Here is a 15,446-nt window from a genome sequence, read left to right on the forward strand (position 1 = left end):
TTCGTCCGCCACCCCGGCGACCGGGCGGCGGGGAGACGACCGAGAGGGTGAGGCAGTCACGTGCCAGTGTCGAACCGCGTGCGCGGCGGGAGAATCCGGCAGGCCCCACCGGGCCGTGCGCCCGGCCGGCGCCGATGGCGGTGGCCGCACTGGGCGGCTCTCGCCGCCGGCCTGACGGCGGTCACGGTGGCCGTGTTCCTCCTCGCCGGGGGCGGCCCGGACCCGGGCGGTCCGCGCGCGCTGACCGAGGACGAGGCGAACCGGCTGGCCATCGCCCGGTTCCGAAACTACGAGGCGCGGGGCCGCGCGGTGACGATCACCGTGCCGGGCGCCGCCGGCGGGCTGACCGTCACCGGATCCGTGGACTACCGGGGCAAGGTCGGTTACGGCGTGGTGCGCGGCTCCGGGCGCGACACGTCCAGCGACGGGCTGATCCAGTGGACGGCGACCTCCGTGCACGTCCACCCGATGGCCCACGCCCCGGCGCACGCCCCCGCGTCACCCCCCGGCTCCGGCTGGTACGACCGTCCGCTCCGGGCGTCCGGCAGCGCGCTGGACAGTTCGCTGGCCATCGCGCTCAAGCTCGGCAGCGACCGGCCGGACAACGCCGAACTGCTGCCGCAGAACGGGGCAGCCTGGTGGGGACGGGACCAGGTGGACGGGCACCGGGTGGACATCATGACCGGGCCGGCCTCCCCGGACCGCTCCGGTACGGCGGGCAACGTGCGCTACTGGGTCGGCCCGGACGGCACCATGTACCGGGTCCGCGTCCGCGTGGAGTCCGAGGAGCAGCCGGTGGTCATCGCCTTCGACGACCGGGCGTACGTGCCGGTCGAGCCGGTGCCCGGGGTGACACCGGCCCGGTAGCCGACGCTTCAGGGCATCCGTACCCGCGCGTGCGCGGCGAGCAGGGACGCGGGCGGCAGGGGGACGTCCGCCGTCTCGGGCAGGTCCGGGACGGCGGGGACGGCGGTGGCGCCCGCGGTGGCCGCGTGGGGGAACTGCGGCTGCGGAGCGGGCGCGGCGACCTCGGTGAACGGGATGCCGCCGGGTGCCGTCGGCACCGCCCAAGTACCGGTCGGGGAGAGCATGTTGGCGGGCAGCGGGCAGGCCTCGGTCGTCGCGAGCCGGGCGGGCGCCGTGCTGTCCAGTGCGTTGCCGCGCAGACAGTTGCCCCGTCCCCGGGTGGCGGTGGGGAACGACCAGCCGACGTCGACGCCGTTGCCGTCGAACGCGTTGTCCACGATCTGGTTGCCGACCGGAGGGATGTCGGAGGTCGCGGTGATCACCAGCCCGGCGGTGCTGTTGCCGGTGACGCGGTTGCGCAGGAACCGGTTGCCGCTGCCGCCGTCGACGCCGATGCCGGTGCCCCAGCCGCCGTCGGCCTGTTCCGGGGTGGCCCGCTGCTGGTTCGCGGCGACCAGGTTGCCCGCGATGACGGCGTCCCGCTGGGGGAGCAGTTTCTCCTGGTGGTCGGAGTTGGTGGTGAGCCCGACCCGGTTGCCGACGAGGCGGTTGCCGACCACGTACATGTCCCCGCCGGCGTTGGTGCCTTCGTAACCGACCGCGTTGAGTTCGGCGATGTTGTCCCGCACCACGATGCGGCAGGGCTTGCACTGGCCCACGTAGATTCCCGAGTCGGCGGCGCCCGAGGCGTACGAGTGCTCGATGACACCGTTCTGCGCGGAGAACGCGTAGATGCCGTACAGGCCGTTGCGGGTGGCGGTCACGTGGGAGACCAGGAACGACTTCAGGAAGGTGACGGGCTCGTCGCCGGTGTCGTAGCCCCCGGAACGCCCCGGCAGCCCGGCGGCCGCCTTCGCGGAACCGGTGACCAGGACCCCGTTCTGCGTGTTGTTCCGCACGGTCAGGTTCTGCACGGCCACTCCGGGCGCGGAGACGACGATGCCGTTCGGCTGCCGCGTCCGCCCGTCGATGACGACCCTGTCCCGGGACTCGCCCCGGAGGGTGACCCGCGGCGTGGAGACCCTCACCGACTCGTGGTAGACGCCCGGCGAGACCAGGACCAGGTCACCGGGGCGGGCGAGGGACACCGCGGCCGAGATCGTCGGGGCGTCGGCCGGCACCTTGATGGTCACGTGCGCCCCGTCGGGCCGCCGGCCCTGGTCCGGCCCGTCGTCGCCGGACCCGCAGCCCGCCAGTACGCATGCCAGAGTGCTCAACAACGCGGCCATCAGACGAAGACGGAGACGAGGCATGACCTCATCCTGGCACGAGGCCGGTCCCGCGCGGGGCCGGTCAACTCGCCCCGGCCGGAAGGGATATGACATCCTGCACACCGTGAGCCGAGCCGAACCCCGCCCGTCACGCCGCGCGTTCATCGGAGCCGGTGGGGCCGTGGCGGCCACCGGGCTCACGGCGGGGTGCGAATCGCCCGCCGCCCGGCAGGACCGGCCCCCGTCCCCCACGCCCACTCCGCGGGTCTCCCCCACCGGCCGTCACCAGGCGGGTGTCACGCTCCCGCGCACGGCCCAGCCGAACCTCCTGGCGGTGGTGGCCGATGTGGACGACGGCGTGGCCGTCGGCCCGCTGCTGGCCGAACTCGGCGAGGCCGTCCGCACGCTCACCGCGGGGACCGATCCGCGCCTGTTGGGACTGGCCCCGGGTGACCTCACCGTGACGATCGGGGTGGGACCACGGCTGGTGCGCGGGGCCGGGCCCGGCCTGCCCGGCGCGGCGGACCTGCCCCGGTTCTCCCACGAGCGGATCGCCCCGGGGTCGCGCGGCGGGGACCTGCTGGTGCAGATCTGCGCCGGCGACCCCCTGCTGCTACCGGTCGTCGCCGCCGCGCTGCTGGGGCAGGCCGGGGACCGGGTCCGGGAACGCTGGCGGCAGTCCGGACGCCGTGGCCCGGACGTCCGGGTGTCCGAGGACGTCTCCGCGCCACGCAACCTGCTCGGCTTCGTGGATGGCATCGTGGGCCCGCACACGGCGGCCGAACAGCGGCGTGATCTGTGGCTGGCCGGACCCGCTCCGGTCGCCGGCGGCACGATCGCCGTGGTACGGCGCATGGAACTCGACCTGCCACGGTTCGCCGCGCTCTCCGTGGCCGAGCAGGAGGCGGTCCTCGGCCGGCGGAGAGCCACCAGTGCGCCCCTCTCCGGCGGGACCGCCGCCTCGGACCCGGACCTCGGCGCCAAGACACCGGACGGACGCTACCTGGTCCCGGCCGACGCCCATGTCCGCCGGGCCCACCCGGGCGTGGTCGGCGTCGGCCTCATGCTGCGCCGCTCCTACAGCACCGACGAGCCCGCCCCCGGCCTGCTCTTCATCAGCTTCCAGAACGACCTGAGCACCTTCACCAAGACGCTGGCCCACATGGAGGGTTCCGACGCCCTGCTGCCGTTCACCACCACCACGGCCGGCGCGACCTTCCTCATCCTCCCCGGCTTCGACCGACAACGACCGCTGGGCACCGGGCTGTTCCGCTGACCAGGTGCCTGGTGGTCCTCAACGCCGGTTGATGCCGCGCAGCCGCACACCGTAGCCGTCCAGCATGCGCACGGTCTCCGTCCGCGTCCGGTCCTTCATATGGGGCCAGGCGGCTTCGACCAGCCCCGCGGCGTTCAGGAGCGGTTCGAGGACCTCGAAGTAGACAGCGCCACTGACGACGGAACTGGGATGGGCGACGACGCGCTCCACGAAGTCCCAGCACCGGCCGAGCAGTTCGGTGTCGGGGCTGCCGCTCTCCAACTCGGGAATCAGCACGGGCGTCGTGAAGCAGTCGATCAGCAGCCAGTACAGCCGCATCCATGCTTCCCCGGCCAGGACGGCCTCTTCCGCCGGCTGCTCGAACAGCTCCTCGATGGCGTCGGCGGATTCCGGGATCATCCGCAGCAGCAGCGAGGGGACCTCCTTGACGTCGATCTCCGCGGCCCGGCTCCCGCCGGAGGGTACGTCGCTCATGTGGTCCTGTCTGATAGGGGCCGTCAGGCGAGCCGGGCGCCCGGCCGCGCCCGGGGTGTCCGTGCCGGAGGTGTCTTGAGCACGGCCATGGGCGCGGTGAGAATCGGATCCCGGACCACGAGACGCAGGTGGAGGAAACGTTGTTGCTGCTGGACACTAGCGCCTTGCCCCCCGCTGAACGGCTGGAGGCCTTCCGTCACGGGATGACCAACGAGTCGGTGCCCAACCACATCGTCCACGAGAAGACCTCCGAGGGCGTCCACGCCCGGATGGAGCTCTGGAGCGTCGGGGGCCTGCCGATGTTCTCCACGTACAACAGCGGTTTCGAGGCCCATCGCACCCCCGCTCACATCCGAAGACAGCGCAGCAACCCGGTCGTCTCGGTGTCGCTCCAGCACCGGGGAACGGGCCGCGCGGAGGTCGCCGGGCAGCGGGTGACCTTCGGGCCGGACGACGTCTGTGTCTTCCACGAGCTGTCGCCCCGCGTCTACGGATGGTCGGGCGACGGGGGCTCCCAGGCCATGGTGTTCGACGTGGAGCGGATCGGCCTGCCCGTGGAGACGGTGGTGCGGGCCTCGCTGCGGCTGCGGGCGAGTCCGCTCCACGACATGGTCCTGCGCCATCTGCGGGACATGTGGCGCCATCCGGGCCGGCTGGCCCGGGACCCCGGCGCGACGGCCCTGGCGGGTGCCACCGCCGATCTGGTCCGCGCGCTCCTGGTGTCCGCGGCGCACGACCCGCGGACACCGGCCGTGCGGTCGGTGATGGACGAGACCCTGCTCACCCGGGTCACGGCCCACGTCCGCCGGCACCACACCGACCCCGGTCTCCGCGCGGAGAGCATCGCCGCCGCGCACGGGGTGTCGGTCCGCCACCTCTACCAGGTGCTGCGCGACGCCGACGTGAGCCTGGAACAGTGGATCATCTCCGAGCGGCTCGCCACCGCCCGGCAGATGCTGGCCTCCCCCGATCACGCGGGACTCGCCATCGGGGCCGTCGCGGCACGCTGCGGCTTCTCCAGCCCGAGCCACTTCACCCGCAGGTTCCGGTCCGCCTACGGCCTGTCCCCGCGCGAGTGGAGGCAGCGGGCGAGACAGAAGGCGAGCACCCCGCCCACCGGCTGACGCCAGGAGGCGCGCCCCCGCGATGCGCGGGCCTTACGGCCGCTCACCGGTCGTACGCCTCGCGCACCGCGTGCGCCAGGGCCGCGCGGGAGGCCACGTTGACCTTCGGGAAGATCTTGTAGAGGTGGGTGCCGACCGTGCGTGGTGACACCTTCAGCTGTTCCGCGATCTGCCCGTTGCTCAGGCCGGACGCCACGAGCCGCGCGATGCGCAGCTCCTGGGGGGACAGCCGCCACGCCTCCGTCGGCCGGGCCCGCGCGACGACCGTGCCGCCGGCCCGGAGCTCCGCCTCGGCGGTGCGCGCCCAGGGTTCCGCCTTGAGCCGGGTGAAATGCGTGTGCGCGGTCAGCAGGTGGGCACGGGCCTCCTCGGGGCGGTGGGCGAGCCGCAGCCACGCGCCGTGGCGCAGGTGCAGGCGCGCCAGCTCGAAGGGCCAGCCGTCGGCCCCCGGCATCGCGTAGGCGGCCTCGCTGCGGGTGTGCACGTCCTCGCCCTCGGCGGCCATCGCCTCGGCGGCCGCCAGCACGAAGGCGTGACGGGGCGCGATGTCCCCCATCCCGATCGCGTGACCGGCCGCGATGTGGCGCAGCGCCTCGGCGCGCCGCCCGGTCCGCACCGCCGCCTCGACCAGGTCGAGGAACACGTGCTGGAAACGCGGCTCCTCCGGGGGGAACGTGCCCGGCGGGGTGAGGGACGCCGCCAGCGCGTACGCGGTCTCGTCGGCTCCCGAGGCCAGAGCATGGACGGCGCGGATGCCGGTGATCCGGCGCAGCATGTACGACTGGCCGCGTGCCCGCGCCCAGGGCTCGGTCCGTGCCAGGAGCGCCTCCGTCTCGGCCTGCTGGCCGCGGGCCGCGTGGACCGCGGCCTCGGTGAGGCGGAACAGCTGGACGTGGAATCCGCAGCCCTGTTCCCGGGCCGTGTGCGCGCCCTGGCGGGAGACGGTGAGGCAGCGGTCCCATCGGCCGCGCAGGTAGTCGTCCCCGCAGGTGGCGAGCCGCACGTGCGCCTGGGTCGGGTAGGGCGCCCGCTGGACGACGCGGTGCCAGAGCTGGGCGTGCTCGCCCACGCTGTCGAGGGCTGCCGCGATCCACAGCAACCGCCATGCCTCCGTGAGCTCTTCCTCCGGCGTCAGCTCCTCGACCAGCCGCCGCAGGTGCCGCGTGCCGCCGGGGCCCGGACCGGCGGGCCGGTTCCAGAGGTCGAGGCAGAGCCGTGCGGCGGGCCCGGAGCGGGACAGTTCCGTGCGCAGGGCGTCCCGGAGCGCCGGCTCGTCGGAGAAGACCGCCGTCAGCTGGAGCAGGAAACGGAGGGTGTCCCGCGAGGTGTCGTCGGCCGTCGGCGTGCGGTGGCGCAGGCCGGCGAGCAGCGCCGGGAGGCGGGTGACGGCCGGGGAGAGGTCACCGTCGCTCTCGAACCGCACATAGGCGTCGGTCAGTTCCCACAGGGGGCGGCTGCCGGCGGGCACGCCGTCGGCCTCGGCGTCCGCCAGCAGGCGGGCGGCGACGGCCGGCTGCCCGCCGACGGCGGCCGCGTTGGCGGCGGCCGTCAGCCGGGCGCCGCGTGCCCCCGCGCGTGCGCTCAGCCGCGCGGCGCGTTCCAGGAGCGTCGCGGCCTCGGGGTGGCCGCCGCGCCGGATCGTACGGCGGGCCACCTCCTCCAGGTGATCCGCCACGTCGTCGTCGGTGCCCGCGACGGACGCGGCCAGGTGGGCGGCGCGCCGCTCGTCGTCACGGGGCAGTACGGCGGCGAGCGCGGCGTGGGCGCGGCGCAGGTCCGCTGCGGAGGCCGTCCGGACGAGGCAGGTGCGGAGGAGAGGGTGAGGAAAGGTCATCCTGGCGTGGTGCAGCCTGACCAGACCGGACCTCTCGGCCGCCACCAGCGTCTCCTCCGAGGCCGGCGATCCGGCGGCACGGGCCGCGTCGAGCGCCAGGCGGGTGCTGCGCTCCTCGTGGCCCGCCAGCGCGTGGAGCAGGAGCAGGAACCGGGTCCTCGGCGGCAGGGCGTCCAGGCGCGGGCCGAAGTCGTGCTCCGGCGGGCCGTCCGGCGCCGGGTCGGCAGGGGCCGGAGCGTGCCCCGTGCGGTGGACGCGCTCCGGCCTCGCGGAAGTCCCCAGCAGGACCAGCGGGTTGCCGGCCGCTTCCCTCACGAGGCGGGCCCGGGCCTTCGCCGTGAGGTCGGGACGGCGACGGCGCAGGACCGCCGCCGATTCCGCGTCGGTCAGCGGGGCGAGGTTCAGGATCTCGGCACCGGTGCTGTCCAGGGCCGACGAGCCCTCCGCGCGCACGGCGCAGACCAGGACGACCGGCGTGGCGGTGAGTCTGCGCTGGACGAAGGCCAGGACGCCCGCGCTGGGCGCGTCCACCCACTGGAGGTCGTCGACGGCCAGGAGCAGGGGCTGTGCGTCGGCGATCCCGCTCAGCAGGGCGAGGGTGGCGGCGGCGACGGCCGGCCCGCCGGGGGGTGTGTCCGCCGCGGTGTCCAGGGCCCCTTCCAGACAGAGGCGTTGTGCGGGGGTCAGCACGTCGTACCGGTCCAGCAGCGGCCGGATCAGCCGGCGCAGGACACCGAGGGCCGTACCCGACTCCGGCGCGGTGCCGGCGGTTCGCAGGACGCCCATGCCCCGTTCCGAGGCGAAGGAGGCCGCCTGGTCCAGCAGCGCGGTCCTGCCGATGCCGACCTCCCCGCGCAGCCACAGCGCCCGCCCTCCGGCCGGGGCCGCGAGCAGGGCGTTCCGCAGGGTCGTCCAGGGGGCGTCGCGCCCCGTCAGCGACGTACAGGGCCGGGACGGTGCTCCCGCCGTGCCGTCGGATGTCATCGTGTCGCTCCCCGAGAACCGTGTCCGTGCCGAGCGGTGAGGACACGGCCCCCACCGCGGTTCGACGCTAGGACGCGGGCGGAGCGGGACCGGCGGTCGCGCACGCACAGGCCAAAGCTGTGCGGGCACGGACCAGAACTCCTCGGCCGCGAACCGCGGGAGTGCCCCTGCGATCCTCTCCGCCCGTCCTCCGGGCGGGGTCCGCCGAGCGGCGCGGGAGGACGCGAAACGGCCGGTCCGGGACGCAGAGGTCCGGACCGGCCGCTCGGAGGGGAGTGGAGGTCAGTCGGCGGTCACGCCCCGTCGCCCGCCGCGGGGTCGACGTGGCGGCCGAGGAAGGCGAGGGCGGTGTCGGCGACCTCGCGCCATCCGCTGTCGATGGTGAGGGCGTGGCCGCGGCCCGGGATCTCCAGGATCTCCGTGACCGCGGACGCGTTGCGCACCTGCTTCTTGTACGAGGCGTGGGCGATGGCCCACGGAACGGTGTTGTCCTTCTCCCCCGAGAGGATGAGGAGGGGGCCCCGGTCGGGGTTCAGGGTGTCCACCTTGACCTCGGTCCAGGGGTTGACGTTCGCGACCGCGGCCTGGAACAACGGTTCGCCCGGCGCCGGCACGGCGAAGGTCTCGTACAGCTCGCGCGCCTCGGCCTCGCTGACGGCGTTGGCGAAGGAATACCGGAACTGCTCGTAGGTGAGCGGCACGGCCCGGTGGTAGTTGGCGGGGTTGCCGAGCACCGCACCGGCCGCGCGCAGGGAGGACAGCGGCAGGGGCAGCACGCCCCGGAACGGGGCGGGATCGATGGCCACCGAGGCCCGGGACAGCCCGCGGCCCGCGATGATCTGGGTGATCAGGCCGCCGAAGGAGTGCCCGACCACCACCGGCGTGCGGTCGAGCTTGCGCACCAGGTCGCAGAAGTGGTCGGCGACCTGGCCGACGCTCTTGCCGGCGAAGACCTCGGGGTGGGCGTTGGCCTCCTCCACCGTCTCGGGGTCGTCGGGCCAGCCCGGCAGTACGGGGACGTAACCGGCGGCGTCGAACACGGCCGCCCACCGCTCCCAGCTGGTGGGCAGGAGCCAGAGGCCGTGGACGAAGACCACGGGCACGCGGCCGTCGGCGTTGGCCCGTTCGACCTGGGCCAGGTCACGAGCGTAGGAGTTCTCGGAGGGGAGAGTCACGGAACAGTCCTTCGGGAGTGGGGCGGCGTCAGCGCCGGACGGCACCGGCGGCCGAGCGGATCAGCGAGGTCACCGCGTGCGGGAAGCTGTGGAGGGGCAGGTGCGAGCTGGGGACCTCGACCGTGTGCGAACGAGCGCGCCGGGCCTGGAAGCGCTGGAGCTCCGGCGGGATGCCGTGGTCCTCGGTGGCGATCAGCGTCCAGGACGGCAGGGTGCGCCAGGCCGCCGCGGTCGCCTGGTCGCCGAAGGCGGTGGCGCTGAGCGGACGCTGGACGGCGGCCAGGGTGCGCGCGGTGTCGCGCGGCACGTCCTGGGCGAAGACCTGGTGGAACTTGTCGGTTTGTATGTAGAGGTCGAGGCCGGGGGTGCCGTCGGGCGCGGGCGCGGGCACCTGGGTGAGCGCCGGTGCCAGCTGGGAGCCGGGGAACCGGGACGTCAGTTCGCCGAGCACGTCGCCGGCGTCGGGCATGAACGCCGCGATGTAGACGAGCGCCCGGACGCCGGGGGCGCTCGCGGCGGCCTGGGTGATCACGGCTCCGCCGTAGGAGTGGCCGGCCAGGACCACGGGGCCCTCGACGCTCTCCAGGAAGGCCGTGAGGTGGGCCGCGTCGTGGTGCAGTCCGCGCAGCGGGTTGGCCGGGGCGAGCACCCGGTGACCGCGGTCCTGGAGCCGTTCTATGACGGGCGACCAGCTGGACGCGTCGGCGAACGCGCCGTGGACGAGGACGATCGTGGGCCGAGGCTTCCCGGAGTGGTCCCGGTCCTGGGCGGTGGCGGGGCCCGCGGCGGCGGTCCCGGTGCCGAGCGACGCGGCCGTGGCGGTGCCGGCCACGATCGCCGTACGCCGCGAGACGCCCTTTCCGGGGCTGGGCGCGGCCTCGACGGAGTCGAACTCGCTCATGGCTGATCCTTCCAGGAGAGGAGAGTCGAGAAGGCGAAGAGAAACGCGTGGAGAGCGGTGCCGGTGACGGCTGACGTAGGGTCAACTCGTGTGCCGGGCAGCCCTGTCCGCGTTCCGACGCTACGGCCGTGAGGGTTACCGGCGCTTTGCTCAGGGTGGCCGGGACTGTTCCCACACTGCATGGCTCGCCGGTGCCGGGCATGGCCGCGGGTCCTACGCGCGCCCGAGGATGGCGTCGAGCGTCTGGTCGAGCTCGGTCCGGATCCGTGTGGAGACCTCGGCGGGCCGGGTCTCGGTCAGGGAGAGGAAGGAGCACAGCGTGTCCATGCGGAGCCGCACCACGCAGGAGCCGTACAGGGACACCAGTTCGATGTCCGTCTCGCCGTCGGCGCCCGGCCGGACCCGGACGTCACCGTCGCCCACGGCCACGACGACCCCTTCCTCCAGCAGGCTCCGGGCGAAGACCCAGGTCGCGGCCCCGCCCTCGTCCGGCCCTGCGGCGGGGGCGAAGTCGAGTCGCACCGCCAGCGGGTCGCCAGGGTCGTGACGGAGCCCCACCACCAGCCGGCCGGCGCCGTGTTCCGGCGACGACACCTTCGCCGTGACGAGTCGCTGGACGGGCTTCACGGACACTCCTTGGGACGTGGTCACGGGAGGGGACGCCGACGCCGCCGGTGCGGGCGGACGCGGCGGCCGGAGGGAGCGGGGCGTGCGGCGGACACCGGTCGCGCGTGCGAGGTCGCGGGGCTGGACGGCAGGGGCCGCACTTCACGGCACGGCCGATCGGCGGAACCACCGAACGCCAGGGAATGGACCAGGAGTTGACGTACGAGGGCGGACGGGACGGTGGAGGCGACGGCCCGGCCCGCGTGCCCCGGGGGCCGCGCGGGACGGGCTCCTGCCCCCGGGCGTCGCCGCCCGGGGGACGGTTCAGTCCTTGGCGAGCGCGTCCCGGAGCGTGCTCACGGCGAGCGCGACGGCGGACCGGGCGGCGTGGGTGTCCCGGAGCGCGTCGAGCATGACGAAGTCGTGGATGATGCCCTGGTAGCGCACGGCGGTCACCGGCACGCCGGCGGCCCGCAGCTTGTTCGCGTACGCCTCGCCCTCGTCGCGCAGGACGTCGGCCTCGGCGGTGATGACCAGGGCGGGCGGCAGGCCGGTGAGCTGCTCGGTGGTGGCGCGCAGCGGAGAGGCGGTGATCCGCGCCCGCTCGGCCTCGTCGGTCGTGTACTGGTCCCAGAACCACCGCATGCCGTCGCGGCGCAGGAAGTAGCCCTCGGCGAACTGGTGGTAGGAGGCGGTGTCGAAGGACGCGTCGGTGACCGGGTAGAAGAGGACCTGCTGGAGCAGGGGGACGCCGCCCCGCTCCTTGGCCATCAGGGTGAGCGCGGCGCTCATGTTGCCGCCGACCGAGTCCCCGGCGACCGCCATGCGGGTGCCGTCCAGGCCCTTGTCCGCCCCGTCGGTCACGATCCAGCGGGCGACGGCCCAGTTCTGCTCGACGGCCACCGGGTAGCGGTGCTCCGGCGACAGGTCGTACTCCGGGAAGACGACGGCGGCACCGGTCCCGACGGCCAGTTCCCGCACCAGCCGGTCATGGGTGTGGGCGTTGCCGAACACCCAGCCCGCGCCGTGGATGTAGAGGATGACGGGCAGTTCGCCCCGGACACCGGCGGGACGCACGATGCGCGCCTTGACGGAGCCGCCGGAGGGGACGGTGACGGTGACCCACTCCTCGTCGATCCGGGGCTTGTCCACCGGCCCGGACTGGACCTCGTCGACGGCCTTGCGGCCGTCCGCCACGGGCAGTTGGAAGAGGTACGGCGGCTGGGCGGTGGCCTCGGCGAAGGCGGCCGCGGCCGGCTCCAGGACAGGGGTGACAGGGGTGAACTCGTGCATGGCTGAACCCGTTTCGTGAGGGACGCGGGACGTTCGGCGCGCCGCCGGGAGGCGGCACACCGGGACGTTATGTCCCTTCGCCCGGCGTGGACCGGCCCCCCGTGCACAGGACTTGCCCGAGGGCGCACGGGGGTCTGCCCGGTGCCTGTTCCGCCGGACGGCCCCTCACCACCCCCGGTGTAAGGCGACGTGGAGGATGTCCACGGTCTGCGTCCGGGCGGCCCGCCCCGCGTCGCTGTCCCGGAGCATGTCGAACAGGATGAACCCGTGGATCGTGCCGTGGTAGCGCACGGAGACGACGGAGACGCCCGCCGCCCTCAGCTTCGCCGCGTACGCCTCGCCCTCGTCGCGCACCACGTCGGCCTCCGCGGTCAGGACCAGCGCCGGCGGCAGCCCGCGCAGGTCGTCCGTGGTCGCCAGCAGCGGCGACGCGGTGATCTCCGTGCGCCGTGCCGCGTCGGGGACGTAACTCCGCCAGAAGCTGCGCATGACGGCGCCGCCGAGGAAGTAGCCCTCGGCGAAGTGCCGGTAGGACGCCGTCTGCCCGGCGGCGTCCGTGACGGGGCAGACCAGGACCTGGTGGACGAAGTCCACTCCCCCGCGCTCCTTGGCGACCAGCGTCAGGGCGGCGGCGAGGTTGGCGCCCGCCGAGACACCGGCCACGGCGATGCGGCAGCCGTCGAGATGCCAGTCGGCGCCGTGCTCCGCGATCCAGCGGGCCACGGTGTAGCTCTGCTCGACGGCCACCGGATAGCGGGCGGCCGGCGAACGGTCGTACTCGGGCACGACGACCGCCGCGTCCGCGCCGAGGACCAGGTCCTCCAGCAGCCGCTGGTGGGTGGTGGCGGTCGTGTGGGTCCAGCCCAGGCCGTGCAGGTAGAGCACCACCGGCAGGACTTCCTCGCTGTCGGCCGGCCGCAGGATCCGCACGCGGATGCGGTCCCCGTCGCACCCGGGGAGCGCCAGCCACTCCTCCTCGACGTCCGGCGTCCGGTCCGCCTCTCCGCGCAGGACGGCGAGCGCCTCCCCGGAGGGAACGGGCCCCGCTCCGTCCGGCACGCCCGGACACTCGTGGGCCTCGACGAAGGCCTGGGCCAGTTGCTCGAGGACCGTCGGCGGTCCAGCGACATGTTCCACGACACACTCCCGCGCGTGGGCGCGATCCCGGGATGGAAGAGCTGACGGATCCGCCGGTCCCGGTCCGCTCCTGTGCGCAGCGGCTGCCGGGACGACGGACCCCCAGCCTACGGACCGGTACCGGCCCCGCCGCCCCTCCGCACCGGCCGCGTGTGCCTGTCCGTGCACACCTCTTGTCCGGGGAGGACGCGGGCGCTCCGCCCGGGTGCGTGACCGCACGTCAAATGACCTATGTGGGGTCTTCTCGCGCCGCCGAGCATGAGAGGGAACGCACATGGCCGTTCGCACCCCCCTGAGCGGAGAGTTCGCCGACCGGCCGGCGTCCGAGAACAAGGAGCACGCGTGGGACACGTTCTTCGGGACATGACGGCGGGGCGGGCGAACGGGGCGCCGGGACTGTGGCAGGACACCTTCGACGGTCTCATCGCCCCCGTCCGGCTCGTGATGCGCGCCGCCGCGGCCGACCTCCCGTCACCGGTGGTCACCCACCTCGGCTATCTGGGCCTGCTGCTCGTCGAGGCGGGGCCGTCGCAGCTGAGCCGCACCCCCCGGCACATCGCCCGGAGCCCGGGCGAGCGGATCGCCGTCGTCCTCCAGCAGTCGGGGACCGCGCTGCTCACCCAGGACGGAAGGAGCACCGCGCTGGAGCCGGGAGAGGTGGTCTTCCTCGACCCGCGCCGGCCCTTCACCCTGGACCAGCGCGAGGCCCACCGGATGCTGCTGGTCTCCGTGCCCCGGCAGGCGCTGGGCGACCCCGCGGACCACCTGTGCCGCCTCACCGGGCGTGCCGTACCGGGACACGGCGGTGTCGCCGCCCTGCTGATCCCGTTCCTCGAACGCCTCTCTCTCCTCGCGGACCGGGTGACCCCCGACACCGGTGACCTGCTCGCCGGGAACACCGTCGAGTTCATCGCCCTCCTCGCCGACGAACTGCTCGGACGGGACCAGGAGCCGCCGGGCGGCACGCGGGCCCGGCTGGTGCCGAGCGTCCGCGGCTACATCGAGCGGCACCTGGCCGACACGGACCTGACACCGGAGCGGATCGCCGCGGCCCACTACATCTCGGTGCGCTACCTCCACCGCCTCTTCGAGGGCGAGGGGACGACGGTGGGGCGGCTCATCCTGCGGCGCCGGGTCGAGGAGTGCGCCAGGGAACTGGCACGCCGGGGACGCGTCAGCCCGACGGTCTCGGCGGTCGCCCGCCGCTGGGGGTTCCACAGCCCCGCCCACTTCAGCCGCGCCTTCAAGGGGGTGTTCGGCGTGCCGCCGCGCCAGTGGAGACTCACCGGCGCCCCGGAGGGGAACCTTCCCGGCCCGGAGCTGCCGAGGGGAGCGCGGCGCGCCGCCGTGAACTGACGCGCCGGGGGCGTCAGTCATCCGACCTACGTGCCGGAGGCGGGGCACGCCGAGAGTGGGGGCACGGACCGTCCGCGTACGAGACCCGGAGGAGCCCACGGTGCCGTCCCCTGCGCCTTCGTCCCACGGAACGGGCCCGCGGCCGCGTTCCGGTCCGGTTCCCCCCGCCGTGGATCCCGGGCGGCCGCCGTGCGTCCGGATCGGCGTCGTCCCCGGCGCGGAACTCGCCCGCGCGGCTGCCCTTCCGGGGCGGCCCGCCGGGGGGCCGGACGCGCGCGAGATCCTGGTCTGCGCCCCGCTCCGGGGCAGCCTCGTCCTCGCCCCCGAGCACGGTGGCCGGGTGTCGCCGGGCAGCCTGGTGCTGGCCGATTCAGCCCGGCCGGTCGCGGTGAGCGGGACGGCCGGATGCGCCCTCGCGGTGCTGCGCGTGCCCCGCCGGCTGGTGCCGTTCCCGGACGACGCCCTGGCGCGGACGACCGGCCGGACGTACGACGCCACCACGGGCGTCGCCTCGCTGCTGCTGCCCCTGCTGCTCTCTCTGGCCACGGCCGAGGACCCCTGGGGGACGGAGCCGGGGAGGGCCGGCGTGGCGACTCGGCTCAGGAACCAGACGGCGGACCTGGTCACCACCCTGGTCGCCGAGGAGGCCGAGCGGAGCGCCCGGTCCGGAAGGACCCGGCCCGGCGGGAGCGGCCTCCCGGACGGCGACCGCCGGGCGGCGGACGAGATCCGGCGCTGGGCGAACGCCAGGCTCGCGGACCCCCGGCTCCGCCCGGACGCCATCGCCGAGGCCCACCACATGTCCGTGCGCCGGCTGCACAAGCTCTTCACGGGGGAGAGCGGCACGATCGGCCGCTGGATACAGCGGCGCCGGCTGGAGGAATGCCGGCGGGAACTGGGCCGCGGGGGCGGCAGTCAGGCGAAGGTCCAGGCGGTGGCCCAGCGTTGGGGGTTCGCCACCGCCGCCCACTTCAGCAGGTGCTTCCGCGCCAGATACGGCATGTCGCCGAGCGAGTGGCGGGACCTGCGGGCGGAGAACGGCACCGTGGACGCGGCGGCCCGGACCGACGCGCTCGACGGGGCCTGCTGACGGCAAAAGCCCGGCCCGC

At 74.5% G+C, this 15,446-nt stretch carries 13 protein-coding genes; 5 read left to right on the forward strand and 8 right to left on the reverse strand.

The window, feature by feature from the left end; all coding sequences use genetic code 11:
* The first annotated feature begins 186 nt into the window (after nt 1–186).
* Nucleotides 187–867, forward strand: coding sequence for a hypothetical protein (locus ACSURM_RS05440; RefSeq protein WP_436953810.1), 681 nt, complete (start codon nt 187–189; stop codon nt 865–867).
* 8 nt (nt 868–875) lie between these two features.
* Here ACSURM_RS05440 and ACSURM_RS05445 read toward each other — a convergent pair whose 3' ends face one another.
* Complete coding sequence (locus ACSURM_RS05445) at nt 876–2,087, reverse strand: right-handed parallel beta-helix repeat-containing protein (RefSeq protein ID WP_436960934.1); 1,212 nt, start codon at nt 2,085–2,087, stop codon at nt 876–878.
* 214 nt (nt 2,088–2,301) lie between these two features.
* Between ACSURM_RS05445 and ACSURM_RS05450 the strand changes: the two genes are divergently transcribed.
* Nucleotides 2,302–3,453 (forward strand): Dyp-type peroxidase, encoded by a 1,152-nt coding sequence (locus ACSURM_RS05450; RefSeq protein WP_436953811.1) that lies wholly within the window; start codon nt 2,302–2,304, stop codon nt 3,451–3,453.
* Between the two features lie 18 nt (nt 3,454–3,471).
* Here ACSURM_RS05450 and ACSURM_RS05455 read toward each other — a convergent pair whose 3' ends face one another.
* Entirely contained in the window at nt 3,472–3,927 is a 456-nt protein-coding gene (locus ACSURM_RS05455) for a hypothetical protein (RefSeq protein ID WP_436953812.1), read from the reverse strand.
* A gap of 203 nt (nt 3,928–4,130) precedes the next feature.
* On the opposite strand from ACSURM_RS05455, the gene ACSURM_RS05460 reads away from it, so the two are divergent.
* Complete coding sequence (locus ACSURM_RS05460) at nt 4,131–5,051, forward strand: AraC family transcriptional regulator (protein ID WP_436953813.1); 921 nt, start codon at nt 4,131–4,133, stop codon at nt 5,049–5,051.
* Between the two features lie 43 nt (nt 5,052–5,094).
* Here the strand turns inward: ACSURM_RS05460 and ACSURM_RS05465 are convergent, their stop codons facing one another.
* From ACSURM_RS05465 to ACSURM_RS05490, 6 genes are all read right to left on the reverse strand, one after another.
* Complete coding sequence (locus tag ACSURM_RS05465; protein WP_436953814.1) at nt 5,095–7,869, reverse strand: AAA family ATPase; 2,775 nt, start codon at nt 7,867–7,869, stop codon at nt 5,095–5,097.
* Nucleotides 7,870–8,162: 293 nt separating this feature from the next.
* The gene (locus tag ACSURM_RS05470) at nt 8,163–9,044 is read right to left on the reverse strand and encodes an alpha/beta hydrolase (protein ID WP_436953815.1); all 882 of its coding nucleotides are present in this window, start codon (nt 9,042–9,044) and stop codon (nt 8,163–8,165) included.
* 28 nt (nt 9,045–9,072) lie between these two features.
* The gene (locus tag ACSURM_RS05475) at nt 9,073–9,945 is read right to left on the reverse strand and encodes an alpha/beta fold hydrolase (protein ID WP_436953816.1); all 873 of its coding nucleotides are present in this window, start codon (nt 9,943–9,945) and stop codon (nt 9,073–9,075) included.
* 213 nt (nt 9,946–10,158) lie between these two features.
* Nucleotides 10,159–10,572: an SsgA family sporulation/cell division regulator gene (locus tag ACSURM_RS05480; protein WP_436953817.1), complete on the reverse strand. Its 414-nt coding sequence runs from the start codon at nt 10,570–10,572 to the stop codon at nt 10,159–10,161.
* A 303-nt stretch (nt 10,573–10,875) separates the two neighbouring features.
* Complete coding sequence (locus ACSURM_RS05485; protein ID WP_436953818.1) at nt 10,876–11,844, reverse strand: alpha/beta hydrolase; 969 nt, start codon at nt 11,842–11,844, stop codon at nt 10,876–10,878.
* A gap of 165 nt (nt 11,845–12,009) precedes the next feature.
* A complete protein-coding gene (locus ACSURM_RS05490) occupies nt 12,010–12,981 on the reverse strand; it encodes an alpha/beta hydrolase (protein WP_436953819.1) in 972 nt (323 codons plus the stop codon).
* A 342-nt stretch (nt 12,982–13,323) separates the two neighbouring features.
* Here ACSURM_RS05490 and ACSURM_RS05495 point away from each other — a divergent pair, with 342 nt between their 5' ends.
* Together ACSURM_RS05495 and ACSURM_RS05500 are read left to right on the forward strand one after the other, a co-directional pair.
* Nucleotides 13,324–14,337, forward strand: a complete 1,014-nt coding sequence (locus tag ACSURM_RS05495; RefSeq protein ID WP_436953820.1) for a helix-turn-helix domain-containing protein — start codon at nt 13,324–13,326, stop codon at nt 14,335–14,337.
* Nucleotides 14,338–14,506: 169 nt separating this feature from the next.
* On the forward strand, nt 14,507–15,427 hold the full coding sequence (locus ACSURM_RS05500) for a helix-turn-helix transcriptional regulator (RefSeq protein WP_436953821.1): 921 nt from the start codon (nt 14,507–14,509) through the stop codon (nt 15,425–15,427).
* Nucleotides 15,428–15,446 lie beyond the last annotated feature (19 nt).

The organism is Streptomyces sp. SudanB182_2057 (genome assembly GCF_964272715.1).
GTDB classification, from domain to species: Bacteria; Actinomycetota; Actinomycetes; order Streptomycetales; family Streptomycetaceae; genus Streptomyces; species Streptomyces rubradiris.

Coding starts and splice junctions, on each gene's coding strand:
- ACSURM_RS05455 (WP_436953812.1), bottom strand. CDS start 3,927: ATGAGCGACGTACCCTCCGGCGGGAGCCGGGCCGCGGAGATCGACGTC.
- ACSURM_RS05460 (WP_436953813.1), top strand. CDS start 4,131: ATGACCAACGAGTCGGTGCCCAACCACATCGTCCACGAGAAGACCTCC.
- ACSURM_RS05465 (WP_436953814.1), bottom strand. CDS start 7,869: ATGACATCCGACGGCACGGCGGGAGCACCGTCCCGGCCCTGTACGTCG.
- ACSURM_RS05475 (WP_436953816.1), bottom strand. CDS start 9,945: ATGAGCGAGTTCGACTCCGTCGAGGCCGCGCCCAGCCCCGGAAAGGGC.
- ACSURM_RS05485 (WP_436953818.1), bottom strand. CDS start 11,844: ATGCACGAGTTCACCCCTGTCACCCCTGTCCTGGAGCCGGCCGCGGCC.